Raw genomic sequence first — 24,256 nt, 5'->3', positions numbered from 1 at the left:
CCACGAACGGTAACCGGTCGTGGCGATGACCGGGACAGCGTAATATGTGCCGGGCCCCGCCGCTGGCGGCGAGGTCGGGCCGGGTTACAGTGAACTGGTCGTGCCACGGGGAAGTGGCGGAATGGCAGACGCGCACGGTTCAGGTCCGTGTGCCCGAAAGGGCGTGGGGGTTCAACTCCCCCCTTCCCCACCACCACACGAGGGCTCCGCGGGTCGCGGGGCCCTCGCGACGTATCGGGGCATGTCGAGCGTCACGCTATGCTCCGATGGTCTCTGCCTCCGATGGACCAGGAGTGGCGTGTGAGTGTCGCGTTGGTGACCGGGTCGGGCGGTCTGATCGGCTCCGAGGCGGTCCGGCACTTCGCCGGTCTCGGTCTCGACGTGGTCGGTATCGACAACGACATGCGGCAGCAGTTCTTCGGCTCGGAGGCGTCGACCGCGTGGAACGTGGAGCGGTTGACCCGGGAGATGGGTTCGGCGTACACCCACAACACCATCGACATCCGCGACCGGGACGCGCTGGCGAAGCTCTTCCAGCGGTACGGCTCGGACATCGCAGTGGTGATCCACACGGCAGCGCAGCCCTCGCACGACTGGGCGGTCCGCGACCCCTTCACGGATTTCGACGTCAACGCCGGCGGCACGCTGAACGTCCTGCAGAACGTCCGCGAGCACTGCATCGAGGCGCCGGTCATCCACTGCTCGACCAACAAGGTCTACGGTGACCGGCCCAACAGTCTTCCCTTCGTGGAGCTCGCGACCCGCTGGGAGATCGAGCCCGGGCACCCGTACGAGCAGGGCATCCGCGAGGACATGTCGATCGACTCCAGCCTGCACTCGATCTTCGGTGCCTCCAAGGTCGCCGCGGACGTGATGGTCCAGGAGTACGGCCGCTACTTCGGCATGCGTACGGCGTGCTTCCGCGGCGGCACGTTGACCGGCCCGGCCCACTCGGCCACCGAGCTGCACGGTTTCCTCGGCTACGTGATGCGGGCCAACATGGAGCGCCGGACGTACCGGATCTACGGCTACCAGGGCAAGCAGGTTCGTGACGCCATCCACAGCTCGGACGTGGTCGCCGCGTTCGAGGCGTTCTTCCGCAACCCCCGCTCGGCCGCCGTCTACAACCTGGGCGGCGGGCGGCACTCCAACACCTCCATGCGGGAGGCGTTCGCCGAGGCCGAGCGGATCACCGGCAGGGAGATGGTCTCGGAGTACGTCGAGGCCAATCGGGTCGGTGACCACAAGTGGTGGATCGGGTCGAACGAGGCGTTCCAGGCCGACTATCCCGAGTGGAAGCAGGTCTACGACGTGCCCATGATCATGCGGGAGATCTACGAGGCCAACGTGGACAAGTGGGTGCCGTCGGCATGACCGTGCAGCGGAAGCGCAACGTGCTCGGCGTCCTGGTCGACGCCACCGACTACGCCGAGGCGACCGAGCAGGTTGTCGCGGCCGCCCAGGAGCGCCGCCCGCTCGCGCTGACCGCGCTGGCCGTGCACGGCGTGATGACCGGCGTGCTCGACCCGGCGCACAACGCCCGGCTCAACTCCTTCGACGTGGTCACCCCGGACGGGCAGCCGGTGCGGTGGGCACTCAACCTGCTGCACCACGCGGGCCTCACCGATCGGGTCTACGGTCCGACGCTGACCCTGCACGTGCTCTCCCGGTTCGCCGACGAGGGTCTGCCGGTCTACCTGTACGGCTCGACCGAGGAGACGCTGTCCCGGTTGATCCCGGCCCTGGAACGGATGTTCCCGGCACTCAAGATCGCCGGCGTGGAGCCGTCCAAGTTCCGGCCCGTGCAGCCGGGCGAGGACGTCGAGATCGCGGATCGGGTCCGGGCCAGCGGGGCTCGGCTCGTCCTGGTCGGGCTCGGCTGCCCCCGGCAGGAAGTCTTCACGTACGCCATGCGGCCGCTGCTCGACATGCCGCTCATGGCCGTCGGCGCGGCCTTCGACTACCACGCCGGGTTGCTGCGCAAGCCTCCGCCGTGGATGCAGCGGGCCGGCCTGGAATGGTTCTGGCGTCTGGGTCTGGAGCCGAAGCGACTCTGGCGCCGGTACGTGATCCTCAACCCCGTGTTCCTGGGCCGCCTGTTCGCCCAGAAGCTCGGGCTCTGGAAGGCGGCTCCGCCGGCGCCGACCAGCGAACGCCCCGCGAGCTTCGCGGTCTGACCGCGCTGGCTCCCGACCCGCGGGAGGGCCCCTCCCCGCTTGGGGAGGGGCCCTCCGTGTCAGCTGGTCAGAGGTTCAGCGACCAGGTGTTGAGGTAGCCGGTGTCACCCGAGTAGACGTCCCGCACCCGCAACTGCCAGGTGCCGTTCGCCGCCTCGCTGGACAGGTTGACGGTGTAGGTGGTGTTCACGTTGTCGGCGCCGTCGAAGAAGCTGCTGTTCTTCAGCCGGTACGCCGAGCCGTCCGGGGCGACCAGGTCGATCACGAGGTCACCGCGGAAGGTGTGCACGATGTTGACCGGGACCTGCGAGCTGGCCGAGGCGTTGCGACCGCAACCCGAGATCACGATCGAGCTGGACACCGTGGCACCGGTGTCCGGGATGGCGACGTCGGTTCCGTTGGTCCCCGAGCAGCCACCGCTCGTGCCCGTCACGGTCAACGTGTAGGTGGCCGTACGGGTCGCCGACGCGCCGGTGCCGGTGATCGTGACCGGGTAGCTGCCGGCCGGCGTGCTCGCCGCGGTGGCGATGGTGAGGGTGGCGGAGCCGCCCGAGGTGACCGTCGACGGGCTGAACGAGGCGGTCGCGCCGCTCGGCAGGCCGCTGGCGGAGAGGCTGACCGACTGGGCTGAGCCGCTCGTGGTGGCCGTACCCACGGTCGCCGTCACCGAACCGCCTGGCGCGGTGGAGCCGGAGGTCGGCGACACCGAGACCGAGAAGTCGTTGGTGGGCGGCGGGGTGGACCCGTTCACCACGTAGAGCAGCCGGTTCGGGGTACCGGTGCCCAGGTTGGTCAGCACGTTCGGGGTGGAGTTGTTGACCAGGCTGTCCCGTACCTGCTGCGGGGTCAGCCCCGGCGTCGCGGAGAGCACGAGCGCCGCGACACCGGCGACATGCGGCGAGGCCATCGAGGTGCCGCTGATCGTGTTCGTCGCGGTGTTGCTCGTGTACCAGGCGGAGGTGATGTTCACGCCCGGCGCCAGGATGTCGACGCAGGTGCCGTAGTTGGAGAAGCTGGCGGCGGAGTCGTTGTTCTGGGTCGCGCCAACCGTGATGGCCGGGCCGACCCGGGCAGGTGAGTAGTTGCAGGCGTTCTGCCGGTTGCCGAAGACGTCGCCGTTGCCGGCCGCGACCGCGTACGTGATGCCGGAGTTGATCGAGTTGGTGACCGCGGTGTCGATCGCGCTGTTGGCCGAGCCGCCGAGGCTCATGTTCGCCACCGCCGGCTTGACCGCGTTCGCGGTCACCCAGTCGATGCCGGCCACGACCTGGGCGTTGGTGCCGCTGCCCTGGCAGTTGAGCACTCGGACGCCGACGAGCTGGACGCCCTTGGCCACACCGTAGGCGGAGCCGCCGACGGTGCCCGCGACGTGCGTGCCGTGACCGTTGCAGTCGTCGGCCGCGCCGCCGTCGATCGCGTCGTAGCCGGAGACGGCCCGGCCGCCGAAGTCGTTGTGCGTGAACCGGATACCGGTGTCGATGATGTAGGCGCGCACGTTGGACGCCGTGTTCGGGTAGGTGTACGAGCTGTTCAGGGGCAGGTTCCGCTGGTCGATCCGGTCCAGCCCCCAGGACGGCGGGTTGGGCTGGGTGTCGGCGATCGAAACGGTGTGGTTCTGCTCGACGTACGCCACCGCCGGGTCGGCCGCGATCCGTGCGGCAGCCTTCGCGTCCACCCGGGCCTCGAATCCGCGCAGCGCGGCGCCGTACGTCCGGGCGACCGACCCGCCGTGCCGCCCGACCAGGCGGTCGGCGTTGTCGCCGACGGCGGCCTGGCCGACCGCGGTGTCCTTGAAGACGACGATGTAGCTGTCGGCCACGGCGGTGTCCCCACCCGCCGATCTGATCGTTCCGGTCGGTTCGGCGGCCAGTGCGGGTGTGGCGGCGGCCAACATGCTCAGTGTGGCCACCCCGACGAGTACGGACCTGTGGGCAAGACCCATCTCTCTACCTCCCTCGGACCGGCGGTCGTCCGAGTCGGGTGCCCGCTCAGATCGACGACCGCCGATCCAGCTGAGAGTAGATCGAGAGGATGTCCCGTTGAAACATGTCGAATCTTTCATAACGCGCGAGGATGACCCCTACGGGAGCGCGTCCGGGGCGGACGGGGGAGGCGCCCGGATTCGCGAGCCGTCCGGACGGGCAATCCTGGGAGCATGGAGAGTCATCTCGCCGTCCTGCCACCGATCGCCGCAGTGTGGCTGGCCGCCGGTCTCCTCGCGGACGGGCTGCCCCGGTTGGCAAACGCCCGCGCGGTCCGCCGGCACAGCGGATGGCTGCTCGGTCTGGTCCTGAGCGGGCTCGCGTTGACTGCGACCGTGCTGGTGGCCGGGCTTCTCGGCACCGGAGACAACCCGGCCGACCGGGCCGCCGCCGCACTCGACATGACAGCTGTCCCGGCGCTGATCGTCGCCGTCTGCACCGTACGGCGGGTACGTCGGCTGTGGGCCGGAGCCGGCGCGTTCGCCGCGGCGCCGGGCACGCCCGCGCCGTACGGGCTGCGGGCCGCGGCAGCGCATCCGTTGATCGGGCTGCCATTGCAGGTCACCGCCCTGCTGACCGTGGCCGGTATGATCGCCGCGAGCGGCGGTGACCGGTTCACCGCGCCGGGTGTCACCGGGCCGGCGATCACCGCCGGGGCACTCGGGATCCTCGCCGTCGGTGTGCGGCACGCGCTACGGCACAATCGGCTCGCCGAGCGGGCCCGAGCGCCGGAGGCGGCGTCAACGCGAGCGAGCCGTCCCCTGCACGTATAGCAGCTCCAGGATCGCGCGGGTCGCCTCGAACCAGCGGTCGAGCCAGCCGGGCGGCGGCACGCTGCCCTTCGGCGGCAACTCCATCAGGAGTCCTCGCAGCAACGGGTGGTCGACCAGCGAGTCACCGGGCTCGGTCGCCCAGCCGGACGGCGGGAAGGAGGGCTCGGTCAACGGATTCGGGTCCAGCGACGGCAGGGTGATCGGAGCGGCCGACGACTCGGACACGGACGTCTCCCGCCCCGATATTTCGGAGTCGGTCGAGCCCACCTCGGTCAGGACGGTGTCCCGGCGCGCGCCGCGGTACTTGCCACCGAACCGTTCCGGCTTTCCCGGCCCGTTGGTGAGGTTCTCTGACCCGATCGTCGTCATGCGTATCGCCTGCCTCGCTCGGTTGCCGATCCCACGTGGCCGGTTGTCGACCGGCGCCGTACCGACGGGTTCAACGAGGCGGGGCGCATGTGGCGACGGGATTTCCGCCGGATCCTCGCCCGCGGCGGCCCGAAACCTGGTATCGCAGTGAGCGGCCGGCGACCTGGAAACGCCGAGGGGCGGGTCCGCGTCCGGCCACCCGGACGAGGAACCGCCCCGTCAGCTCTGTCCGGCGGCTCAGTTCGAACCGAACCCGCCGTTCCTGGTGCTGGCGACGAAGGCGTGCCAGTCAGCCGGAGCGAAGATCAGGGCCGGCCCCGTCTTGTCCTTCGAGTCCCGGACTCCGACCGCCCCAGGCACGTACGCCACCTCCACGCAGTTGTCACAGTTCGGCCCGCTCTTCGAGCTCTTGAACCACGTTGCCTGCGTCAGGTCCACAGAGAACCCCTTGGTCGCCATTTCCACAACGGCTCCTCTACCAGTTTCGCGATGTGTGCGATGGACTCCGCCGGACGAATGGCCGCCGCTCGTATGTGATCGAAGATGAAGCTGTACTTCTGCAGTTCGTCGCTCTTCTCGAGGAAGAGCCCGCCCGTGGCGTTCTCCGCGTACACGACATCCGGATCACCGGGCTCGGGGAAGCTCAGGATGGTGAAGGTCCCGTCCATACCGGCGTGCGCCCCCACCTCGAAGGGCAGGATCTGCAGCGTCACGTTCGGCAGCTCGGCGACCTCGACCAGCCGTTTCAGCTGGTTCCGCATCACCTCGTCCCCGCCCACCGGACGGCTCACCACCGTCTCATCGAGCACCACCCACAGATCGACCGGATCATCCTGTGTCAGCAACGACTGACGACCGAGGCGAACACGGACACGTTGTGCGACCTGGTCCGGACTGAAGTCCGGCCGGGCGGCGCGGATCATCGCGCTGGCGTACTCCTCTGTCTCGAGCAGACCCGGCACCACCTGCTGCTCGTACGCGCGGATCGAGCTGGCCGCGGCCTCGAGGCCGACGTATGCCCCGACCAGGACGGTGCTGTACGGGTGCCACCAGCCCTTCTGCCGGGCCTCCCGTGCTATCTGGACCAGCTCGTCGCTCTCCACACCGACCACTCCGTAGATCCGGAGCATGTCCCGCACATCGCGCGGGGTGGCCGTCGTGTGGCCGGTCTCGATTCGGGAGATCTTGGATGCCGAGCACTCCAGCTGCTCGGCCACGACCTCGATGGTTATGCCGGCCGCCTCGCGCTGGCGGCGCAACTCGGCACCGAGCCGCCGCCGCCGGATGGTCGGGCTGCGCCGCTCGCTCACCGGCCCACCCCGCTCTGTCTCGTGGCCGGCCCGCGAAGCGCGCGGAGGAGTGTCGTCCCGGATCGTCGGCTGTTCGCCCTCACCCGCCCTGTACCTCCGGTCAACGCGCCGATGGTCGCCGTCCGCCGTGGCGCGAAGCTTCGACAGCGGACGGTTCGCGGCTTTAGGTGGTGCCGGTCGTCGACCGGCCGCGGGCGGGCGAAACCGGTCCTCAGTGTGACGCCCGGACGCCGACGGCTTCAAGCGCCGTTTTACGTGTCGCACTCACGTATCGGCAAAAGTCGACGTGCAACTTGCATGAAGCACCTCGCTGGTGCAGTCTGTCCGTATGGCAGGGATTACTCACCGTCTCGACAGCCTACCCGTTGGTGATCAAAGCAGCGTGGGCGGCCTGTCGAGCGGCTCGACCCGGCCGGCGACAACAAGACCTGCTCCAGGGTGATGACCTCGCCGCTGCAAGCCAGCTGGCTGTGGCGGCGGGCGCGGTACCCGGGAGCAGCCGGGTGATGGTCGGGTGGCGGCACGCCACCAGCGGGCACGGCCCGACCACCACCACCCGCACCACCGGTACGCGAGACACGACCTCGGCGCACCGACCCGTGAAAAGTCCCCCCGACGAGACTCGCCGGCGAGGCCGCCGGCCAACTTCCTACAGGAGCCCATGTGCTTCCCCGCTCTGGTGACGTACTGCACGTGACTCGCGCGGCGAGTGTCCAGTTCCTCCGGCCCATCAAGTTCCGGGTGATCCGGGTGCTCGACTGGCCGACCTACGACGGTTGGCTCTGGCTCGACGGCTACGAGTTGAACGCGGCGGGGGACGCGGTCAACCGGCGGTCGATCTTCGTCCAGCGGCAGGGCCTGCAGCAGGTACCGCAGCAGCGTCCGGTGCCGCAGCAGCGACCGCACACCGCGAGGCAGCGCCGGCCGGTCTCCCGTACGCCGGTCCGGGTGGGCTGAGCACCGCGAACCCGCATTTTGTGGGCGTGTCTCGCCTTAGACTCAAGGCACGCCCACCCCGGCATGTTCCACCCCGCGCGTCCAGGACCCCGAACCTGGGATGGCCATGCTCAATCTGCCCGCCGCGCGGCGGCAACACCGCTCACCTATCGCCTACGCCTTCGGAATCCTGGCGCTCTTCGGGGCCGCCACCACTCTCGCGGTCGTGGTCCGCGACCCCGCCCTCTCCTCGACCACCCACCTGCCGGAGCCGGTACCCGCGCCCAAAATCACCGTGATCGGCGAAGGGACCTCACCCGACACCGACGACGGACCCGGCTGGGACGGGGCGCCTGGCGTCAGCGACCGGTTCGACGACGAGAACGCCGGCGCCCCGGACGACCCGAACGCCGCAGCCGACCAGGCCGGAGGGGACCCGGCGAACGGTTCCGGCGGCGGCGCGCTGGCCGGAGAGACCGCCACCGGGCGCCACTCGCCGGATGACACCCGGCGGGCGCTCTTCTGGTCCGGCGTCCTCGGGCTGGCCATCTCGCTGGCCGGGCTCGGTCTGGTCGGCACCCGACGACGAATGTGGTGACCGCCGGCCCGACGGTGCCGCGGAACCGCCGCTGGTCAGCGGGTAGCCGTCGGGGTGGGCTCCGACGGTGACAGGCTGCTCGGAGACGTCGGCGTGGTGGTCTCGGAAATCAGTAGCACGACCTCGTCGTCCTCGGTCACCAACGTACCGGCCTCCGGGACCGTGCCGATCACGCGCCCGGGCGGCAACTCCGACGGACGGAACTCCACCCGATAGCTCACCCCGAGCCGGTCGAGCAGCGCCTCTGCGCTCACCCGCGGCAGGCCGGCCAGCGGCGGCACCGGCACTTCCACCGCCTCCGTGGTCGTCGGCGAGACACTGCTCGGTGACTCGGTCGTCGGCTCGGCCGAGGTCGGGGTGGCGCTGGTCGGCGCCACGGTGGTCAGCGAGTGGGACAGGCTCGGCTCGGGGCCGCGCCGCTCTTCCGCCGTGTTGCTCAGCAGCCACAACGCGACGCCGAGCAGAGCCACCAGGAGCAACGCGAGGATGCCCCACAGGATCGGCAGCCACCAGCGGCGCCCGCCCTGGTCCTCCGTGTACCACTCACCGGCCGGCTCGCGATAGTCGGGCGGGCGGGGCGGCGGCACCTCCGCACGGCCGGACCACGGTGGCACGCGCTCCGGCCGCAACGGAACGCCCGGGTCCCCGGCCCGGCCCATCGGGGTCGTCGCGTCGGAAGGTCCGCGCCGGGGCTCCGCCGCGCCGGCGCCCTCCGTCGGGCCGGGCAGCCGTTGCGTCTGGTCGCCCGGATCGGCACCGGAGCGCGGGAGCGGACGGGTCTCGTCGCCTCCGCCGTCACCGGCGGGTGGCTCCTGGCGGTCGTCGCTCATCGCACGTCCTTTCCCTGGCCGGGCGGGCGTCCAGGTCCTCTGTCCGCCAACCTAGCGGGCCGTGCAACCATCGGCCCGGATCAACGTGCCGATCCGCCCGCAGGCGGCGGCGGGCGGACTCCGAGCCCGGTCAGGCCGCCTCGATCACAGACCCGGGAAGAGCGCCGGCTGACTCGGCGTCTCCGACCCGCACCAGATCCGAACCTCGTCGTTCCAGCGCGCCGGGCTCCCCTCGGACGGCTCCTGACTGGTCACGGTGCCCTGCTTCCCGCTCCGGTACTGCGGGTAGAAGCCCTCCTCGACCAGCTCATCCGCCGCCTCGTCACAGTCGTCGCCGACGACGTCCGGCACGTCGCTCTCCGGCGGCGGCCCGGCCACGTAGAGGGTCACCGTCATGCCGCGGCGTATCTCACGGCCGACCTCGGGGTCGGTGCGTTCGACCGTACTGCCCACGCCGTCACCGAACACCAGTCGCCAGCCCAACCGGCGGTCGCGCAACTCGTCGCGCGCCTCGATGAAGTCGGCGCCGATCACCGGAGGAACGGTCAACCCGGAGGGGGTCGACGCCGAACTGCGTGGCACTGACGGCGTCGTCCGCGTGGGCGTCGGCCGCTCGGTGGGAGAATCGCTCGGAGCACCGGTCACGCTCGGCGCCGCCACCGGCTTCTCCGGGGGTACGTCCTCGGCCGCCAACAGCCAACCGCCTGTCGCACCGATCGCGGCGAGCAGTATGGCGGCCAGGCCGCCGCCGAGCACCACGGTGAGCCGCCCCGGGCCGCCCTCGCCTCTCTCGCTGAGGGTCCCGTTCGTGTTCCCGTCCGTCATACCGACACCGCCTCAGTCACCGGCGACCGTAACGATTCCCGCCAAGTCGCCGCCGCCACCGTCCAGGCGGGACGGTTGTCGACGACTCGCCGCGCCGACGACGGGACGTTACGCTGCCCGGCATGGCCAGACGTGGCTGGGGAGGATCGATCGCGACCGCCGTCGGTGTTGCCGCTGGCACCGGCGCGGCCCAACTGGGCTTCGGCTATGGGTTGGGCATCATCAACTGGGCACCGGCTGACGCCGGTGCGGCCCGGGGGGCGTGGGTCGCCAGCCTGGTCTGGGCCACCTGGATCGCCGGCACCTCGACCATCCTCGGCGCGATCTGCGCGTACCGGCTGCACGAGCGCGCGCTCACCGCCGGGACGGTGACGACCCGCGAACCGGACCCGACCGAGTTCGGAGCCGGTTCCGACACCGCCACTCCGCGGCCCGACGGATCGTCTGAGTCGGCACGGTCCGGCGCCGCGCAGTTCGACGGCCAGGCGCCGACCGACCGGCGAACGGGCGACGGCACCGGAAGTCTTCGGCGAGCCACCCTCGCCGTCGCGGCCGGGCTGGGCGGCCTCGTCACCGTGCTGCTGGTCGCGGTTCCCGCCCGGGTCGCGGTGGCCCCGGACACCGGCACCCCGCAGCGGCTCGCCGCCGGGTACGCGACGATCGGCGTGCTGATGGGGGTGTTGACCGCGCTCTGGGCGCTGCGGTCGCGGGCCGCCGCCGGCAACGTGATCGCCACGGTGGCCTGGCTCTGGCTGCTCGCCGTGGTCGCGGTGGTCGACGGGGTACTCGCCGGACGCGGTCTGGCCAGCGCCCAGCTCGGCATCTGGCAGATCAGTTCGGACCGGCCGGAGTTCTGGATCCGCGACTACCTCTACTGGCCGGGAGCGGCGCTGTCTCTCGGTTCCGCGCTGGTGGTCGGCGTGCTGGCCGCCCGGCGCCCCGCCCGCTCGGCCGAGCACCGGATCGGTGCGGCGGTCTCCGGCGCGGCCGGGCCGCTGTTCGTAGCGGTGGCGTACCTGCTGGCCGTACCGCGCCTGTCCGCGATCAGCCCGGAGCAGGTGTCGGCGCACCTGATCGCGCCGTACGCGGTGATCGTCGGGATCGGCGGTTCGGTGCTGGTGGCGGCGCTCGCGCAGGGCCGTGCCCGACGGGCGGCGTCGCGTGCCGCCGCGCCCTCGACCGGCACGGCGAGCGGATCCGAGCGGACGGTCGAGACGGCGGAGCAGGTGACCGAGGCGACGGTCCCGACCGGCGCCCGGCCCGCAGGCGGTGGCGGTGACGTCACGCCACCCGGCGTTCCTGCCGTCCCCTACGTGCCCGCACCGCGTACCGGGGAAGCCGATCGGCTCGACCCGATCGAGCCGGAGGGCGCCGCGGCAGAGCCGGTCGAGCCGGCGGTCCGGCCCGGCCGTCGCGCCCGGCCGCCGCGCCGGGCCGGCTGACGGCATGGCGCACCGGCGGTCGGTCGAACGAACGCGCCGGTCCGTCCTCGGCCTCGGCCCGGTCGTGACAGTGGTCGCGCCGCGATCCCATGATGCGGCGTCTACCGGCGGCGCGGTCGACAAGTCCGGCGCGGATAGTCGCCGGCGCGGGCGCGCCCGGAGTTCCGGTCGACGGGATCAGTCGACCGGCCAGGTGTGCACGGGCTCGTTGCTGCGCTGAAGCTCGGCGTATCGCTGCGCCATGTGGTGCAGGGCCGCGTCACGGTCCATGCCCCGGTGCCGTTCGGCCGCCCAGACGGCCTCGGTCTGCCAGGCCGCTCCGTTGCGACCGGTACGGCAGCGCTGTTCGATCACGCCGAGCAGGCGATCCCGCTGGGCCGGGGCGACGCCGAAACCGTCCAGGCCGGCGGCGGCCTTGGGCAACAGATGGTCCAGCACGAGCTCCGTCACCGGTACGTCGCCGAGCCTCGGCCAGTGCAGCACGGCACCCATGCCGCGTCGGGCGGCGGCGTGGAAATTCTCCTCGGCGGAGCTGAACGTCAACTGACTCCAGATCGGGCGATCCGCCTCGGCGAGCGCGCGGACCAGGCCGAAGTAGAATGCGGCGTTGGCCAGCATGTCCACCACCGTCGGCCCGGCCGGCAGCACCCGGTTCTCCACCCGCAGGTGCGGGCGGCCGTCCATGATGTCGTAGACCGGCCGGTTCCACCGGTACACCGTGCCGTTGTGCAGACGTAGTTCACCGAGCCTGGGCACTCCGCCGGCGTGCAGGACCTCCACCGGGTCCTCGTCCTCGCAGATGGGCAGTAGCGGTGGGAAGTACCGGACGTTCTCTTCGAACAGGTCGAAGATCGAGGTGATCCACCGTTCGCCGAACCACACCCGAGGTCGTACGCCCTGCGCCTTCAGTTCGTCCGGGCGGGTGTCGGTGGCCTGCTCGAACAGGGCGATCCGGGTTTCGGCCCAGAGCTGCCGACCGTAGAGGTACGGGGAGTTCGCGCCGACCGCCACCTGCACGGCGGCGATGGCCTGCGATGCGTTCCAGTAGTCGGCGAAGCTGTCCGGCGCGACCTGGAGGTGGAACTGGAGGCTGGTGCACGCCGCCTCCGGCGCGATCGAGTCGGTGTGCGTACGCAGCCGCTCGACGCCACGGATGTCGAGTTCGATGTCCTCGCCGCGGGCACCGACGATCTGGTCGTTGAGCGCCCGGTAGCGCTCGTTCGTGGAGAGGTTGTCCGCGATCAGGTGCTGTTCGGTGAGCGTGGGCAGGATGCCGACGAGCAGGATCTTCGCGTCCGACTTGGCGGCGCGCTCGTCCGCCCGGGCGAGACTGCCGCGCAGGTCGTGCTCGTAGTCGGCGAAGCCGGTGCCCTCGATGAGCCGGGGCAGCGCGTTCAGTTCGAGGTTGAACTGCCCCAGCTCGGTCTGGAAGAGCGGGTCGGCGATGTGGGCGAGGATCTCCTCGTTGCGCATCGCCGGCTCGGCGGTCGAGTCGATCAGGTTGAGCTCGATCTCCAGCCCGGTCATCGGCCGGTCGGCGTCGAAGCCGAAGTCGTCCAGCATCAGGGCGAAGACGTCCAGGCACCGCCGGACCTTCTGCCGGTAGCGGACGCGGTCCTCCCGGGAGAAGGCGCCCTGCGCGACGTCCCTGCCCATGTGCCCCTCCCGGCATAAGGCGCGACCGAGCCGTACCGTCCCGACGCGCGTTGTCAGCCCATAACGTTAAGAGCGCTCACCTCGCCAGGACCAGAGGCGGACAGCCGTCGATCCGTACGACCGGACCGCCGGGCCGGCCACGAGATGAGCTCCCAGGGCATCTCTACCCAGCTGACGCACCCCGTGATCGCGTCAACTCTGTGCCCGAGCGGTGACGATCCGCACATGAAGACGACGCCGGGCCCGCGCCGATGTCTGGCGCGGGCCCGTGCGTACGACCGGGGTCAGGCCTGCCGGATGGCCTCGCCCTCGATCTCGATCTTGACCTTCTTGCCGACCAGCACGCCGCCGCTCTCGATCGCGACGTTCCAGGTCAGGCCGAATTCCTCGCGATCGATCTCCGTCTTCGCCGAGAAGCCGAAGATGTCCTGGCCGAAGGGGCTGCGGCCGACGCCCTCGAACTCGACATGCAGCTCGACCGGGCGGGTCACGTCCCTGATGGTCAGCTCACCGAGGAGAACGAACTCGTTGCGGTGGCGGGACTTCACCCCGGTGCTGCGGAACTCCAGGGTCTGGAACTTCTCGACGTCGAGGAAGTCGCCGCTGCGCAGGTGGCCGTCGCGGTCAGCCGCGCCGGTGTGGACGCTGGCGGCCTGGATGGTCGCGGTGACGGAGGACTGCATGGGGTCCTCGGCTACGGTGATCGTGGCGGCGGCCTCGGTGAACTCGCCACGCACCTTGGACACCATCATGTGGCGCGCAACGAAGCCGACGCGCTTGTGCGCGGCATCCAGCGCATACGTGCCGGGGGTGGGAATGGTGAGACCCTCCCACTCGCGGGTCACAGCCTCGGTGCTGCTGGTCATGATGCTCCTCCGGGTTTGTTTAGTAGCCCAACGGCTGACGTAGCAACTATAACCGGCTCAATATTCCCCGTGTCAACAACTGATAGAATGTTGGGGTGATGAACGTGTTCGACGCCCCCGGGATCACCGCCGTTGGCCTCCTGTACGAGGTGCACGCCGCGCTGTCGGCCCGGTTCGCCGCCCAGTTCGAAGAACATGATCTCTCCCCGGTCGAGTTCGAGGTGCTCACCCGACTGGCCCGCTCGCCCAACAACCAGCTCCGGATGACCGATCTCGCCGCTCAGACCACCCTCTCCACCAGCGGTGTGACCCGGGTGGTCGACCGGATGGAACGCGACGGCCTGCTCACCCGCCGCGCCTGCCCCTCCGACCGGCGCAGCTCGTTCGCGGTCGTGACCGATGCCGGGCTCCAGCGCCTGAACGAGGTGCTCCCGGGGCACCTGCGCATCATCGAGGAGTGGTTCCTCGGCCAGCTCGACCCGAAGTCGCTGGATGCGCTGCTCGACGCGCTCCGGCGGGTCCGCGACGCCGTACATCCCTGCGCCACCGCCGGGAGCGGCAGCCAGTGCGGGGAGGCCGAGGGGCCGGCCGCCTGACGGCAGGCAGACGTACCGGCAGAAAGACCGGCAGAACTGCCGGACCACCGGACACCGATTGCGAAATCGGACCAACCGGCAGGCACCCGCTGGCTAGTCTTCGCCTCAGCAGGGGATCACCGGGGGGTGCCGGCGCGGGCGGACAGCGAGGGGTTAGCAACAAGGGGGCTCTTCGCCCGCGCCACCCCAACCCGGGACAGAGGTTCGACCCGGACCGGTGAGCCGGCGCTGACACGGGCCGATGCTTCGCCGCGGTCCGCTCGTTCTACCGGGACGCCCGCCCTTCCCGGACGGCGACCAGCGCGTAGAGCAACTCCTCCTCCTGCGGCAACAGCCGGATCGCGGACTCCTGGCACACCCGCTCCAGCCGGTCCAGCACGGTCGGATCGCCGGTGCCGGCGGCGAGGCCGACCAGCGCCTCCACCGTGTCGCGGCGGTCGTAACCGTCCGCACCCGCCTCCACCGCCGCGCTGAACCACTCGGCCGACAACTCCCGGTCGCCCTGGTGCAGCGCGAGGTTGCCCTCGATCAGCGCGCAGATTCCCGCCTCCGGATGCGGCCACCGCCAGCCGACGTGGTCGGTGGCCAGGCCGCCCGGCGCGGCGGCCGGACGCTGCCGGGGCACGGGGTGTTCCCACCGGGGACGCAGCCGCACTCGCACCGGGGCACAGGCCCGAAGCTCGGCCAGCACCTCGGCGGCTTCATCCACCCGGCCGTCCTGGGCCAGCGCCAGCCCCACCCGGCCGAGCATCCGGCGGCGATGCCCCGGATCGCCCAGCTCCGCGAGCATCGCCACCACCCGACGGCCCTGGTCGACGGCGTCGCCGTGCCGGCCCTCCAGCCGGGCCACCTCGGCGAGGTTCGCCCGCGCCAGGACCCGCAGCCGCTGCTCCCCACACTCGGCCGCGATGCGGTCCACCGCAGCGAGCCGACGCCGAGCCGCGGCCAGGTCGGCGAGGCGGACCTCGTGCCAGGCCAGATTGTTCTGTGCCACCGCCACGTCCCGGATCCGCCCGTGCCGCGTGGCCAACCGCAGCACCGCCTCGGCCTGCTCCCGGGCCTCCACCGGGCAGCCGGTGCGGATCAGCAGGCTGCCGAGCACGGTACGCGCCGCGAGCTGCCCCGGCACGTCGCCGGTGCGCCGGAACGTGTCCAGGGCCGCCCACGCCGCAGGCAGTTCCTCGTCGGCGGACCCGTGCTCGGCGGCGAGCCGGGCCGCCCCCAGCTCCGCCCGCGCCCGCAGGGCCGGGTCGGCGTCAGCGGTACGCGGATCGGCCAGCAGCCTGCGCAGCCACTGCCGTCCAGCCACGTCGCGCCCCCGGAACCGCCACCAGCGCGACAGTCCCGACGCGAGCCGCAGTGCGGTCAGCGGATCGTCGGTGGCCGCGTGCGCCAGTGCGGAGCTGATGTCGCCGTTCATCTCGTCGAGCCGACGCACCGCACCGGTGAGGCGGGCGCCGACCAGGTCGGGCACGGTGCGGGCAACCAGCGCGGCGATCACTCTGGCGTGCCGACGGCGGATGTACGTCAGCTTTCCGGCCCCCGCGGCCTGCTCGATGGCGAATTCGCGGACCGCGTCCAGCAGACGGAACCGCAACGGCCCGGTGCCGAAGACGCTCAGCAGGCCGAGCTCGGCGAGCCGGTCCAGCACCGGAACGGGATCGATCGCCACCGTGCCGTCCGCGTCCGCGTCGCAGGCGAGCATCTCCTCGGCCAGTTCGACGGACCAGCGGTGGCCGAACGCGGCGAGCCGGCACAGCGCGACCCGCTCATCCGGGGCGAGCAGCCGGTAGCTGGCCGCCACGGCGTCCCGGAGCGTGACCGCCATCGAGGGCGCATCGGGCTGCGCCAAGCACCGCCCCCAGCCTCGACTCTGCGCGTACGTGTCGGGGGTGGCGAGGTCGAGAACGCGGTCGCCGTACCGATCGAGCAGCTCGGCCGGGTCGAGAACCCGTCCGCGCGCGGCCACCAGTTCGATGGCGAGCGGCAGACCACCGAGCCGGCGGACGAGCGCCGCGATGGCCGGCAGCTCGCCGGGAGCGGTCGGCTCGCGGCGCACCTGGCCGAGACGAGCGATGAAGAGTTCGGTCGCCGGCCACCCGGTCAGCGCCGCGGGCCCGGACAGCTCCGCCTCCGGGGGCGGCACCTCGAGTGGCGTCACCGGCCACACCCGTTCCCCGGACAGGCCAACCGGATGCCGCCCGGTGACCAGCACCCGAAGCGACGGCACGGCGGCGATCAGCCGGTGCAGCACCTCGGCCACCGGCCCGGGGGCGCGCTCGACGGCGTCCACCACGAGCAGCGCCGGACGGCCGGCAAGGCGGGCGGCGAGTTCCGGCGCGCGGGCCGCACCGAACACGGCCACCGAGATGGCGAGCACGTCGTGCGGGTCCGATCCCTCCCCGATCAGCACCCCGGCGACGCCGCCGGGGTGACTGCCCGCCACCGCGTGACCGACGGTCAGGGCCAGCGCGGACTTGCCGACTCCCGCCAGGCCGACAAGGCTCACCAGTCGGGGGCCGAGCTCGTCGGTCAGCATGGCCACCAGTTCGCTGACGTCCCGGTCGCGCCCGATCAACTCGACCGGCGGCGGCAACGTCATCGCGAGCCCGGGTTCCCCGGTCCCGAACCGGGTGACCGCCGCCGAGCCCGACGTCGGGCCGGCCGGTTCGACTCCGACCGGCCCGCGAGCCACGGTGAGGAACGCCGCGCGGGCGGCGCCGCTGAGCTCGAGCGCCCCGGCCAGCAGCTCGACGGTGGTCCGCTGGGGCCGGGAGGAGCGGCCGCGTTCCAGGTCGCGCACCGTCCGTACGCCCACCCCGGCGCGGTTCGCCAGCTCGGCCTGGGTGAGGCCGGCGGCGAGCCGGTGCCCACGGAGGAGTTCCGGCAGGCCGAAGCCGTCGGCCGGGTCGGACGAGCGATCACGAGCCGGAGTCACGGAGTGGAAGACTACGGATCAGGTACGAGGGCCGGCAGCTCAGCGTCGGGCTGCCGACGTTCCTCGGCTGAAATCCGACAGCCGTCGCCGCCCGCCATCCCGATGGTCGGCGTCCTCAGAGGCCGAGGTCGCGGGCAATGATCATCCGCTGCACCTCGCTGGTGCCCTCACCGATCTCGAGGATCTTCGAGTCCCGCCAGAACCGGGCCACCGGGTACTCGTTCATGAAGCCGTAGCCGCCGTGGATCTGGGTGGCCTCCCGGGCGTTGTCCACGGCGATGGTGCTGGCGTGCAGCTTCGCGATGGCGGCCTGCCGTTTGAACGGCTCGCCCGCGAGCATCCGCGCGGCCGCGTCGTAGTACGCCAACCGGGCCGTGTGTGCCCGCATCTCCATGTCGGCAATCTTGAACTGGATGGCCTGGTAGTTCCCGATCGGCTGGCCGAAGGCGTGCCGCTCCCAGGCGTACTTCAGCGACTCGTCGACGCAGCCCTGGGCGAGGCCGACGGCGAGCGCGGCGATGGCGATCCGTCCCTCGTCAAGGATGCGCAGGAACTGGGCGAAGCCCCGGCCGCGCTCACCGAGCAGGTTGCCCGCCGGCACCCGGCAGTCGTCGAAGGTCAGCTCGTGGGTGTCAGAGGCGTTCCAACCCACCTTCGAGTACGCCGGCGCGACGGTGAAACCCGGGGTGCCCGAGGGCACGATGATCGTGGAGAGCTCCTTCGAGCCGTCCGGCCGGGTGCCGGTGACCGCGGTCACCGTGACCAGCGTGGTGATGTCCGTGCCGGAGTTGGTGATGAACGCCTTCGAGCCGTTGATCACCCACTCGTCCCCGTCGAGCACGGCACGGGTCTGGGTGCCACCCGCGTCCGAGCCGACGCCCGGCTCGGTGAGCCCGAAGCCGGCCAGGGCCTCGCCGCTGATCAGCTTCGGCAGCCACTGGGCCTTCTGCTCCTCGGTGCCGAACCGGTAGATCGGCATCGCGCCGAGGGAGATCGCGGCCTCCAGCGTGATGGCCACGCTGGAGTCCACCCGGGCCAGTTCCTCCAGCGCGAGGCAGAGCGTGAAGTAGTTGCCGCCCATGCCGCCGTACTCCTCGGAGAAGGGCAGCCCGAAGAGGCCCATCTTGCCCATCTGCCGGATCACCTCGTACGGGAAGGTGTGCTTCTCGTAGTGCTCGGCGATGACCGGCGCGACCACCTCGCGCGCGAAGTCCCGCACGCTCTCCCGCAGCGCCTCTTGCTCCTCGGTGAGCCGGAAGTCCATGGTTCCTCCTGTACGGACAGGCCGACCGAGCGCTCGTGACGCCGGCGGCAGACGCGGGAATGGTCGGTCAGACCGGAGTGACGCCGTGCCGGCGCCGGGAGAAGCTGCGATCCTTGCCGCGCGCTGCAGCGAAGCGGCGGATCAGTTCGGCCCGCAGCTCGTACGGCTCAACGATCGTGTCCACCACCAGCTCGCTGGCGAGGCGGACGATGTCGATGTCGTGCTCGTACTCCTCGCGCTTGGCGGCGACGAACGCGGCGCGCTCCGCCTCGTCGGCGATCGCGGCGATCTTGTTGGCGTAGACGGCGTTCACCGCCGCTTCGGCGCCCATCACGGCGATCTTCGCGGTGGGGAGCGCGATCGTGGCGTCCGGCTCGAAGCCGGGTCCGGCCATCGCGTAGAGACCGGCGCCGTACGCCTTGCGGACCACGACGCAGATCTTCGGCACGGTCGCCTCCGAGATCGCGGTGATCATCTTGGCGCCGTGGCGGATGATGCCCTGCTTCTCCACCGCGCTGCCGACCATGAAGCCGGGTACGTCGGAGAGGAAGAGAAGCGGCACGTTGAACGCGTCGCAGAGCTGCACGAACCGGGTGGCCTTGTCGGCCGAGTCGACGAAGAGGACGCCACCCTTGAACATCGAGTTGTTGCCGACCACGCCGACGACCTCGCCGTTCAGCCGGCCGAAGCCGATGGTCAACTCCTTGGCCCAGAGCGCCTGGATCTCGAAGAAGGAACCCTCGTCGAGCAGGCCCTTGACGTACCGTCGCATGTCGAACGCCTGCCGCTCGCTCGCCGGCACCAGCGCGGCCAGGTCGGCCTTCTCGGGCGCCGGCACGGCCTCGCCGACCGGCGGGGTCTGGGTCCAGTTCGCCGGCAGGTACGACAGGTAGCGCTTCACCACGTCGAGCGCCTCGGCGTCGGTCTTGCAGAGGAAGTGCCCGACGCCGGACTCGGCGCAGTGCACCTTCGCCCCGCCCATCGCCTCCAGCGTGGTCTTCTCGCCGGTGACCATCTCGACCATCCGGTCCGAGCCGAGGTACATGCTGGCGTTGCCCTCGACCATGGCCACCACGTCACAGAAGGCCGGGATGTACGCCCCGCCGGCGGCGCTCGGTCCGAAGAGCGCGCAGACCTGCGGGATCGAGCCTGAGGCTCGAACCTGGTTCCAGAAGATCTTTCCGGCGCCGCGCCGACCGGGGAAGAGCTCGACCTGGTCGGTGATCCGGGCGCCGGCCGAGTCGACCAGATAGACCATGGGCACGCCGGTGTCGTACGCCCGCTCGATGATCCGAATGATCTTCTCGACCGTCCGCGCGCCCCAGCTGCCGGCCTTGACCGTGGAGTCGTTCGCCATCAGGCAGACCGGCCGGCCGTCGATGGTCGCGGTGCCGGTCACCACACCGTCGGCGGGGAGCCCCTCGGCCAGCGCGTTGGCGTAGAGGCCGTCCTCGACGAAGCTGCCCTCGTCGACCAGGAGCCCGACCCGCTCCCGGGCGAAGAGCTTGCCCTTGGCGGCGTTCGCCGCGTGGTACTTGTCCGCCCCGCCGGCCTTGGCCCGCTTACGCAGCTGCTCCAGTGCCTCACCGTCGAGCGTCACGCCGACCCCCTCGCCGTACCGACCTGAACGATCGTTAGGTTAGCGCATCCCGGTCACGGCGGACCACTCGGCCGACGACCACCCCGCTGCATATTGATATCGGCCTATCTCTCTGGCTAGGCTCCTGGCACCCCAGCACCTTCCGGATTGGAGTGCGTCATGACCTCACGAATCGGCCGGCTCGCGGCCGCCTCCGTCGCGACGGCGCTTGCCACCCTCGGCGTCACGGTGGCAAACCCGGCACCGGCGTCCGCCGCCATGACCATCTGCTACAACACCAGCCAGGCCGGGAGCTTCGCCAGCGTCGCCAACCAGGCCGCCTCGATCTGGAACAACGCCACGACGAACCTGACCCTCTCGGCGAACTGCGGCTCGAACCTGCGGATCTACCAGATCACCGGCGGTGGCTCGTACGCCATCCGGACCAGCCTCGGCAACGGCCGGGTCTACATCGACACCCAGCAGGCCCAGCAGTACAGCCCGCTGCGGATCATGACCCACGAGATCGGGCACATCCTCGGCCTGCCGGACAATTACAACGGAAACTGCGCGATCCTGATGTCCGGCGGCAGCGCCGGCACCAGCTGCACGAACCCGTACCCGAGCACGACCGAGGCGAACCGGGTCAGCAACCTCTTCGCCGGCACCCGCATCGCCACCGAACGCGCCACGGACAGCGCCGGAACCCAGATCTTCCGCGACAGCTGGCCGGCCGTCCCCGCGACCGTGGGCTGACCGACAGATCACGCTGACGACGAAGGGGCCGGCAATACGCCGGCCCCTCCCGTCGAACGACCCAGCTGGCGCGGAGCGGCCGGCGGCCAGGCGGGTGCCGGGGCCGGCGGTCAGCCAGCCAGGCGGGTACGGGGGCCGGCGGTCAGCCGGCCAGGCGGGTGCGGGGGCCGGCGCGGAGGACGCCCGAGGGCAGTTGCCTACCGACCAGTTCCTCGGCCAGCTCGGCCACCCCGATGAGGGCGTCCAGGTCGATGCCGGTGTCGATGCCCATGTCGTGCAGCATGTGCACCGCTTCCTCGGTGGCGAGGTTGCCGCTCGCCCCCGGGGCGTACGGGCAGCCGCCGAGACCACCGACGCTGGCGTCGAACTCGGTGACCCCCAGCTCCAGGGCCGTGAGCAGGTTCGCCAGGGCCGTGCCACGGGTGTTGTGGAAGTGCAGCAGCACCGGGATGTGCGCGTTGCGGTCGCGTACCGCCGTCAGCAGTTCCCGCACCCGGCGCGGCGTGCCCATCCCCGTGGTGTCACCGAACGCGACCCGGTCGGCCCCGTCACGGACGACCCGGTCCACGATGCCGGCGACCCGCTGCGGGTCGATGTCCCCCTCGTACGGGCAGCCGAAGCTGGTCGCGACGATCACCTCGGCGCGCGCGCCCGCACCGTGCAGCAGGTCGATCAACTCGGCGATGTCGTCCAGCGACTCCTCCGTCGAGCGGTTGACGTTGCGCCGGTTGTGCGTGTCGCTGGCCGAGACCACCACCTCGATCTCGGTGAACCCGGCGGCCAGCGCGCGCTGCGCGCCGCGGGTGTTCGGCACCAGCGCCGAGTAGCGCACCCCGTCGACCCGGTCGGCGCGTTGCCACACCTCGTCGGCGTCGGCCATCTGCGGGATCGCCTTCGGGTGCACGAAGGACACCGCCTCGATCCGCTTGACGCCGGTGCGGGAGAGCGCGTCGAGCAGGCGCACCTTGGCGTCGGTCGGGATCGGGTCCTCGTTCTGCAACCCGTCGCGGGGTCCGACCTCCCGGATCGACACGGAGTTCGGCAGGCTCGTCATAAGGGGTCACCTCACTGTGACGCAGTGCTGGTCCTGATCCCCCCAGCATGTCACCCCAGGCCGTCCACGATGTTGATCAAGAGGTCTGCGTCAGGATTCCGGCTCGATCTGACGCAAACCTCTTGATCGACAAGGCTGGGTAGGGGGTGGGGGTGGGGTGGGGTGGGGTCAGCGGAGGTGGGTGACGATGCGGGTGTCGTAGTCGCCGGAGAGGAACTCGGGGTGCTCCAGCAGTTCGGCGAAGAAGGGGAGGTTGCACTTGGGGCCGGCGATCTCGAACCCGGCAACGGCTACCTTCGCGCGCTCGATCGCCTCCGCCCGGTCCGCCCCGCTGACGATCAGCTTCGCCATGAGGCTGTCGTAGAACGGGGTGACCGTGTTGCCGGCGGCGTAGCCGGAGTCGACCCGTACGCCCTCGCCGACCGGCTCGGTCCACACGCTGATCACACCTGGTCCGGGCAGGAAGCGCTTCGGGTCCTCGGCGTTCACGCGCAGTTCGATGGCGTGACCGCGCGGGGTGAGGGCGTCCGGGTCGAACGTCGGGGCGAGACCCGACGCCACCCGCAGCTGCTCCTCCACTAGGTCCAGGCCGTAGACCAGCTCGGTCACCGGGTGCTCCACCTGCAGCCTGGTGTTCATCTCCAGGAAGAAGAACTCGTTCGTGCCCGGATCGAACAGGCACTCGACCGTGCCCGCGTTGCGGTAGCCGACCGCCTCGCCGGCGCGTACCGCCGCCGCCAGGAAGCGCTCCCGCAGCTCGGGGCCGACCGCCGGTGACGGAGACTCCTCGACCAGCTTCTGGTTGCGTCGCTGCACCGAACACTCGCGCTCGCCGAGCGCGACCACGCGACCGTCGGCGAGGCCGAGGATCTGCACCTCGACGTGGCGGACCCGCGGGAAGTAGCGCTCGATCAGCACCGAGCCGTCGCCGAACATCCGCTCGGCGAACGAGCGCACCTTGTCGTACTCGGTGCGCAGCGCCGTCTCATCGGTGGCGACACCCATGCCCATGCCGCCACCGCCGGCCGCGGCCTTCACCATCACCGGGTAGCCGATCTCGGCCGCCGCGGCGACCGCCGCCGCGAGGTCGGCGGCGGGCTCGGTGGTGCCGGGGGCGACCGGGACGCCGGCCGCCGCCATGAGATTCCGGGCATTGATCTTGTCGCCCATCGCGGCGATCGCGTCGGCGCCGGGCCCGACCCAGACCAGCCCGCTCGACTCGACGGTACGGGCGAAGCCGGCGTTCTCCGACAGGAACCCGTACCCGGGGTGGATGGCCTGCGCCCCGGTGGATCTGGCGGCGTCGAGGATCGCCTCGACGTTGCGGTAGCTCTGCGCCGGGTTGGCCGGCCCCACACACACCGCCTCGTCGGCCTCGGCGACGAACGGCAGGTCGGCGTCGGCCTCCGAGTGCACCGCGATCGCCCGGACGCCGAGCCGCTTGGCGGTACGGATGATCCGGCGGGCGATCTCGCCCCGGTTGGCGACCAGCAGCGACTCGATCATGTTTCCTCCAGCGTCCAAGGGTTGGGACGCCCACAGCGAACCACGCCACCCCCGTCGCGCACGAGCCCCGCCCCGCGACACCGCAGTGCGCGCGGTGATCAAGAGGTTTGCGTCATTCTCCGGGCGGAGGTTGACGCAAACCTCTTGATCAACCCGGTCATCCCCCCGGTCATCCGGGGGGGGTGGGGGCGCGGTTAGGCCAGGAGGGCGGCCAGGGTGGCGCCGCGGAGCAGTTCCGCACGGCGGCGGCGGTCCACCTCACCGCCGAGGAACGGGGTGGAGTTCATCAGGCCGAACGCCGCGTGCGCCAGCACCCGGGCCTCGCCGTCGGGCATGCCCGGGTGCAGGGCGGTGAGCACCGTCACCCACTCCTCGACGTAGAGCCGCTGGAGGCGACGGATCCGGCGACGCGGCTCGTCGGGAAGACGGTCCAGCTCATGCAGGTGCAGGGCGATCACCGCCGGGTTCGCCAGCGCGAATTCGACGTGGAAGTCGATGAGCGACTCCAGCGCGGCCCGGGGATCGTCCGGGTGCGCGGTCGCACGTTCGCGGCCGCCGGCCAGCAGCCCCTCGCTCACCGGGATGAGCGCGGCGACCAGCATGGCCTCCTTGCCGGCGAAGTGATGGTAGAGGGCCGGCCCGGTGACCCCGGCCGCCGCACCGATGTCGTCCATCGAGACCCCGTGGTAGCCACGGGTGGCAAAGAGGCCGACCGCGATCTCGAGGATCTCGTCCTTACGGGAACGGCGCCGGCTCGCGCCGGCCGCGCCCCGCGCCTGCTGCTCCACCGTCACGGGGC

General features: G+C 71.2%; 22 protein-coding genes and 1 tRNA gene. 9 read left to right on the top strand and 14 right to left on the bottom strand.

The window, feature by feature from the left end:
• Window positions 1-107: 107 nt before the first annotated feature.
• The 3 genes from BXA10_RS06510 to BXA10_RS06500 all read left to right on the top strand — a co-directional run bounded on the left by BXA10_RS06510 (window position 108) and on the right by BXA10_RS06500 (window position 2,177).
• Window positions 108-193, top strand: a tRNA-Leu gene (locus tag BXA10_RS06510).
• A gap of 65 nt (window positions 194-258) precedes the next feature.
• On the top strand, window positions 259-1,374 hold the full coding sequence (locus BXA10_RS06505; RefSeq protein WP_175649132.1) for an NAD-dependent epimerase/dehydratase family protein: 1,116 nt from the start codon (window positions 259-261) through the stop codon (window positions 1,372-1,374).
• Window positions 1,371-2,177: a WecB/TagA/CpsF family glycosyltransferase gene (locus BXA10_RS06500; protein ID WP_076469233.1), complete on the top strand. Its 807-nt coding sequence runs from the start codon at window positions 1,371-1,373 to the stop codon at window positions 2,175-2,177. Before BXA10_RS06505 ends, BXA10_RS06500 begins: the two co-directional genes overlap by 4 nt.
• Before the next feature lie 67 nt (window positions 2,178-2,244).
• Here the strand turns inward: BXA10_RS06500 and BXA10_RS06495 are convergent, their stop codons facing one another.
• A complete protein-coding gene (locus tag BXA10_RS06495) occupies window positions 2,245-4,119 on the bottom strand; it encodes a S8 family peptidase (protein ID WP_084752266.1) in 1,875 nt (624 codons plus the stop codon).
• Window positions 4,120-4,332: 213 nt separating this feature from the next.
• On the opposite strand from BXA10_RS06495, the gene BXA10_RS06490 reads away from it, so the two are divergent.
• Window positions 4,333-4,932, top strand: coding sequence for a hypothetical protein (locus BXA10_RS06490; protein WP_076468607.1), 600 nt, complete (start codon window positions 4,333-4,335; stop codon window positions 4,930-4,932).
• On the opposite strand, the gene BXA10_RS06485 is transcribed toward BXA10_RS06490, so the two are convergent.
• The 3 genes from BXA10_RS06485 to BXA10_RS06475 all read right to left on the bottom strand — a co-directional run bounded on the left by BXA10_RS06485 (window position 4,900) and on the right by BXA10_RS06475 (window position 6,611).
• Window positions 4,900-5,301 carry a hypothetical protein gene (locus tag BXA10_RS06485; protein WP_076468605.1) on the bottom strand — a complete coding sequence of 134 codons (402 nt, stop codon included), beginning with the start codon at window positions 5,299-5,301 and terminating at the stop codon, window positions 4,900-4,902. The genes BXA10_RS06490 and BXA10_RS06485 overlap by 33 nt on opposite strands.
• 237 nt (window positions 5,302-5,538) lie before the next feature.
• Window positions 5,539-5,760, bottom strand: coding sequence for a DUF397 domain-containing protein (locus tag BXA10_RS06480; RefSeq protein WP_076468603.1), 222 nt, complete (start codon window positions 5,758-5,760; stop codon window positions 5,539-5,541).
• Window positions 5,730-6,611 (bottom strand): helix-turn-helix domain-containing protein, encoded by an 882-nt coding sequence (locus BXA10_RS06475; protein WP_076468601.1) that lies wholly within the window; start codon window positions 6,609-6,611, stop codon window positions 5,730-5,732. The genes BXA10_RS06480 and BXA10_RS06475 overlap by 31 nt, the downstream gene beginning before the upstream one ends.
• A gap of 663 nt (window positions 6,612-7,274) precedes the next feature.
• Between BXA10_RS06475 and BXA10_RS06470 the strand changes: the two genes are divergently transcribed.
• On the top strand, window positions 7,275-7,568 hold the full coding sequence (locus BXA10_RS06470) for a hypothetical protein (RefSeq protein ID WP_076468599.1): 294 nt from the start codon (window positions 7,275-7,277) through the stop codon (window positions 7,566-7,568).
• A gap of 100 nt (window positions 7,569-7,668) precedes the next feature.
• Window positions 7,669-8,145, top strand: coding sequence for a hypothetical protein (locus tag BXA10_RS06465; RefSeq protein ID WP_076468597.1), 477 nt, complete (start codon window positions 7,669-7,671; stop codon window positions 8,143-8,145).
• 35 nt (window positions 8,146-8,180) lie between these two features.
• Here BXA10_RS06465 and BXA10_RS06460 read toward each other — a convergent pair whose 3' ends face one another.
• Both BXA10_RS06460 and BXA10_RS06455 read right to left on the bottom strand, forming a co-directional pair.
• The gene (locus tag BXA10_RS06460; protein WP_076468595.1) at window positions 8,181-8,975 is read right to left on the bottom strand and encodes a PASTA domain-containing protein; all 795 of its coding nucleotides are present in this window, start codon (window positions 8,973-8,975) and stop codon (window positions 8,181-8,183) included.
• Window positions 8,976-9,119: 144 nt separating this feature from the next.
• Window positions 9,120-9,800 carry a PASTA domain-containing protein gene (locus BXA10_RS06455; protein ID WP_076468593.1) on the bottom strand — a complete coding sequence of 227 codons (681 nt, stop codon included), beginning with the start codon at window positions 9,798-9,800 and terminating at the stop codon, window positions 9,120-9,122.
• A gap of 122 nt (window positions 9,801-9,922) precedes the next feature.
• Here BXA10_RS06455 and BXA10_RS32045 point away from each other — a divergent pair, with 122 nt between their 5' ends.
• The gene (locus BXA10_RS32045; protein WP_076468591.1) at window positions 9,923-11,242 is read left to right on the top strand and encodes a hypothetical protein; all 1,320 of its coding nucleotides are present in this window, start codon (window positions 9,923-9,925) and stop codon (window positions 11,240-11,242) included.
• Between the two features lie 177 nt (window positions 11,243-11,419).
• Here BXA10_RS32045 and BXA10_RS06445 read toward each other — a convergent pair whose 3' ends face one another.
• Window positions 11,420-12,898 carry a glutamate-cysteine ligase family protein gene (locus BXA10_RS06445; protein WP_076468589.1) on the bottom strand — a complete coding sequence of 493 codons (1,479 nt, stop codon included), beginning with the start codon at window positions 12,896-12,898 and terminating at the stop codon, window positions 11,420-11,422.
• A 284-nt stretch (window positions 12,899-13,182) separates the two neighbouring features.
• Window positions 13,183-13,764: a YceI family protein gene (locus tag BXA10_RS06440; RefSeq protein ID WP_076468586.1), complete on the bottom strand. Its 582-nt coding sequence runs from the start codon at window positions 13,762-13,764 to the stop codon at window positions 13,183-13,185.
• Between the two features lie 98 nt (window positions 13,765-13,862).
• On the opposite strand from BXA10_RS06440, the gene BXA10_RS06435 reads away from it, so the two are divergent.
• Window positions 13,863-14,360, top strand: coding sequence for a MarR family winged helix-turn-helix transcriptional regulator (locus tag BXA10_RS06435; protein ID WP_076468584.1), 498 nt, complete (start codon window positions 13,863-13,865; stop codon window positions 14,358-14,360).
• A 265-nt stretch (window positions 14,361-14,625) separates the two neighbouring features.
• On the opposite strand, the gene BXA10_RS06430 is transcribed toward BXA10_RS06435, so the two are convergent.
• The 3 genes from BXA10_RS06430 to BXA10_RS06420 form a co-directional block, all read right to left on the bottom strand.
• Window positions 14,626-17,298 (bottom strand): ATP-binding protein, encoded by a 2,673-nt coding sequence (locus BXA10_RS06430; protein ID WP_076468581.1) that lies wholly within the window; start codon window positions 17,296-17,298, stop codon window positions 14,626-14,628.
• 115 nt (window positions 17,299-17,413) lie between these two features.
• The gene (locus BXA10_RS06425) at window positions 17,414-18,562 is read right to left on the bottom strand and encodes an acyl-CoA dehydrogenase family protein (protein WP_076468579.1); all 1,149 of its coding nucleotides are present in this window, start codon (window positions 18,560-18,562) and stop codon (window positions 17,414-17,416) included.
• 67 nt (window positions 18,563-18,629) lie between these two features.
• On the bottom strand, window positions 18,630-20,162 hold the full coding sequence (locus BXA10_RS06420) for an acyl-CoA carboxylase subunit beta (protein WP_076468576.1): 1,533 nt from the start codon (window positions 20,160-20,162) through the stop codon (window positions 18,630-18,632).
• Between the two features lie 159 nt (window positions 20,163-20,321).
• Between BXA10_RS06420 and BXA10_RS06415 the strand changes: the two genes are divergently transcribed.
• Window positions 20,322-20,897, top strand: a complete 576-nt coding sequence (locus BXA10_RS06415) for a snapalysin family zinc-dependent metalloprotease (protein WP_076468574.1) — start codon at window positions 20,322-20,324, stop codon at window positions 20,895-20,897.
• A gap of 142 nt (window positions 20,898-21,039) precedes the next feature.
• Here BXA10_RS06415 and BXA10_RS06410 read toward each other — a convergent pair whose 3' ends face one another.
• The 3 genes from BXA10_RS06410 to BXA10_RS06400 form a co-directional block, all read right to left on the bottom strand.
• Window positions 21,040-21,951: a hydroxymethylglutaryl-CoA lyase gene (locus BXA10_RS06410; protein ID WP_076468573.1), complete on the bottom strand. Its 912-nt coding sequence runs from the start codon at window positions 21,949-21,951 to the stop codon at window positions 21,040-21,042.
• Between the two features lie 168 nt (window positions 21,952-22,119).
• Window positions 22,120-23,457: an acetyl-CoA carboxylase biotin carboxylase subunit gene (locus tag BXA10_RS06405; protein WP_076468572.1), complete on the bottom strand. Its 1,338-nt coding sequence runs from the start codon at window positions 23,455-23,457 to the stop codon at window positions 22,120-22,122.
• Between the two features lie 194 nt (window positions 23,458-23,651).
• Window positions 23,652-24,251 carry a TetR/AcrR family transcriptional regulator gene (locus tag BXA10_RS06400; RefSeq protein ID WP_076468570.1) on the bottom strand — a complete coding sequence of 200 codons (600 nt, stop codon included), beginning with the start codon at window positions 24,249-24,251 and terminating at the stop codon, window positions 23,652-23,654.
• Window positions 24,252-24,256: the final 5 nt, after the last annotated feature.

The organism is Micromonospora avicenniae, assembly GCF_900156065.1.
Lineage (GTDB): Bacteria > Actinomycetota > Actinomycetes > Mycobacteriales > Micromonosporaceae > Micromonospora > Micromonospora avicenniae.
Note: the sequence above shows the minus strand (reverse complement) of the source record. Positions and strands in the feature narration are given on the sequence as shown.

Excerpts from the sequence above, each read along its gene's own strand:
- BXA10_RS06490 (WP_076468607.1), top strand. The coding sequence starts at position 4,333 with ATGGAGAGTCATCTCGCCGTCCTGCCACCGATCGCCGCAGTGTGGCTG.
- BXA10_RS06465 (WP_076468597.1), top strand. The coding sequence starts at position 7,669 with ATGGCCATGCTCAATCTGCCCGCCGCGCGGCGGCAACACCGCTCACCT.
- BXA10_RS06435 (WP_076468584.1), top strand. The coding sequence starts at position 13,863 with ATGAACGTGTTCGACGCCCCCGGGATCACCGCCGTTGGCCTCCTGTAC.
- BXA10_RS06460 (WP_076468595.1), bottom strand. The coding sequence starts at position 8,975 with ATGAGCGACGACCGCCAGGAGCCACCCGCCGGTGACGGCGGAGGCGAC.
- BXA10_RS06505 (WP_175649132.1), top strand. The coding sequence starts at position 259 with ATGCTCCGATGGTCTCTGCCTCCGATGGACCAGGAGTGGCGTGTGAGT.
- BXA10_RS06495 (WP_084752266.1), bottom strand. The coding sequence starts at position 4,119 with ATGGGTCTTGCCCACAGGTCCGTACTCGTCGGGGTGGCCACACTGAGC.
- BXA10_RS06455 (WP_076468593.1), bottom strand. The coding sequence starts at position 9,800 with ATGACGGACGGGAACACGAACGGGACCCTCAGCGAGAGAGGCGAGGGC.
- BXA10_RS06500 (WP_076469233.1), top strand. The coding sequence starts at position 1,371 with ATGACCGTGCAGCGGAAGCGCAACGTGCTCGGCGTCCTGGTCGACGCC.
- BXA10_RS06445 (WP_076468589.1), bottom strand. The coding sequence starts at position 12,898 with ATGGGCAGGGACGTCGCGCAGGGCGCCTTCTCCCGGGAGGACCGCGTC.
- BXA10_RS06410 (WP_076468573.1), bottom strand. The coding sequence starts at position 21,951 with ATGACGAGCCTGCCGAACTCCGTGTCGATCCGGGAGGTCGGACCCCGC.
- BXA10_RS06415 (WP_076468574.1), top strand. The coding sequence starts at position 20,322 with ATGACCTCACGAATCGGCCGGCTCGCGGCCGCCTCCGTCGCGACGGCG.
- BXA10_RS32045 (WP_076468591.1), top strand. The coding sequence starts at position 9,923 with ATGGCCAGACGTGGCTGGGGAGGATCGATCGCGACCGCCGTCGGTGTT.
- BXA10_RS06480 (WP_076468603.1), bottom strand. The coding sequence starts at position 5,760 with ATGGCGACCAAGGGGTTCTCTGTGGACCTGACGCAGGCAACGTGGTTC.
- BXA10_RS06425 (WP_076468579.1), bottom strand. The coding sequence starts at position 18,562 with ATGGACTTCCGGCTCACCGAGGAGCAAGAGGCGCTGCGGGAGAGCGTG.
- BXA10_RS06405 (WP_076468572.1), bottom strand. The coding sequence starts at position 23,457 with ATGATCGAGTCGCTGCTGGTCGCCAACCGGGGCGAGATCGCCCGCCGG.
- BXA10_RS06485 (WP_076468605.1), bottom strand. The coding sequence starts at position 5,301 with ATGACGACGATCGGGTCAGAGAACCTCACCAACGGGCCGGGAAAGCCG.
- BXA10_RS06440 (WP_076468586.1), bottom strand. The coding sequence starts at position 13,764 with ATGACCAGCAGCACCGAGGCTGTGACCCGCGAGTGGGAGGGTCTCACC.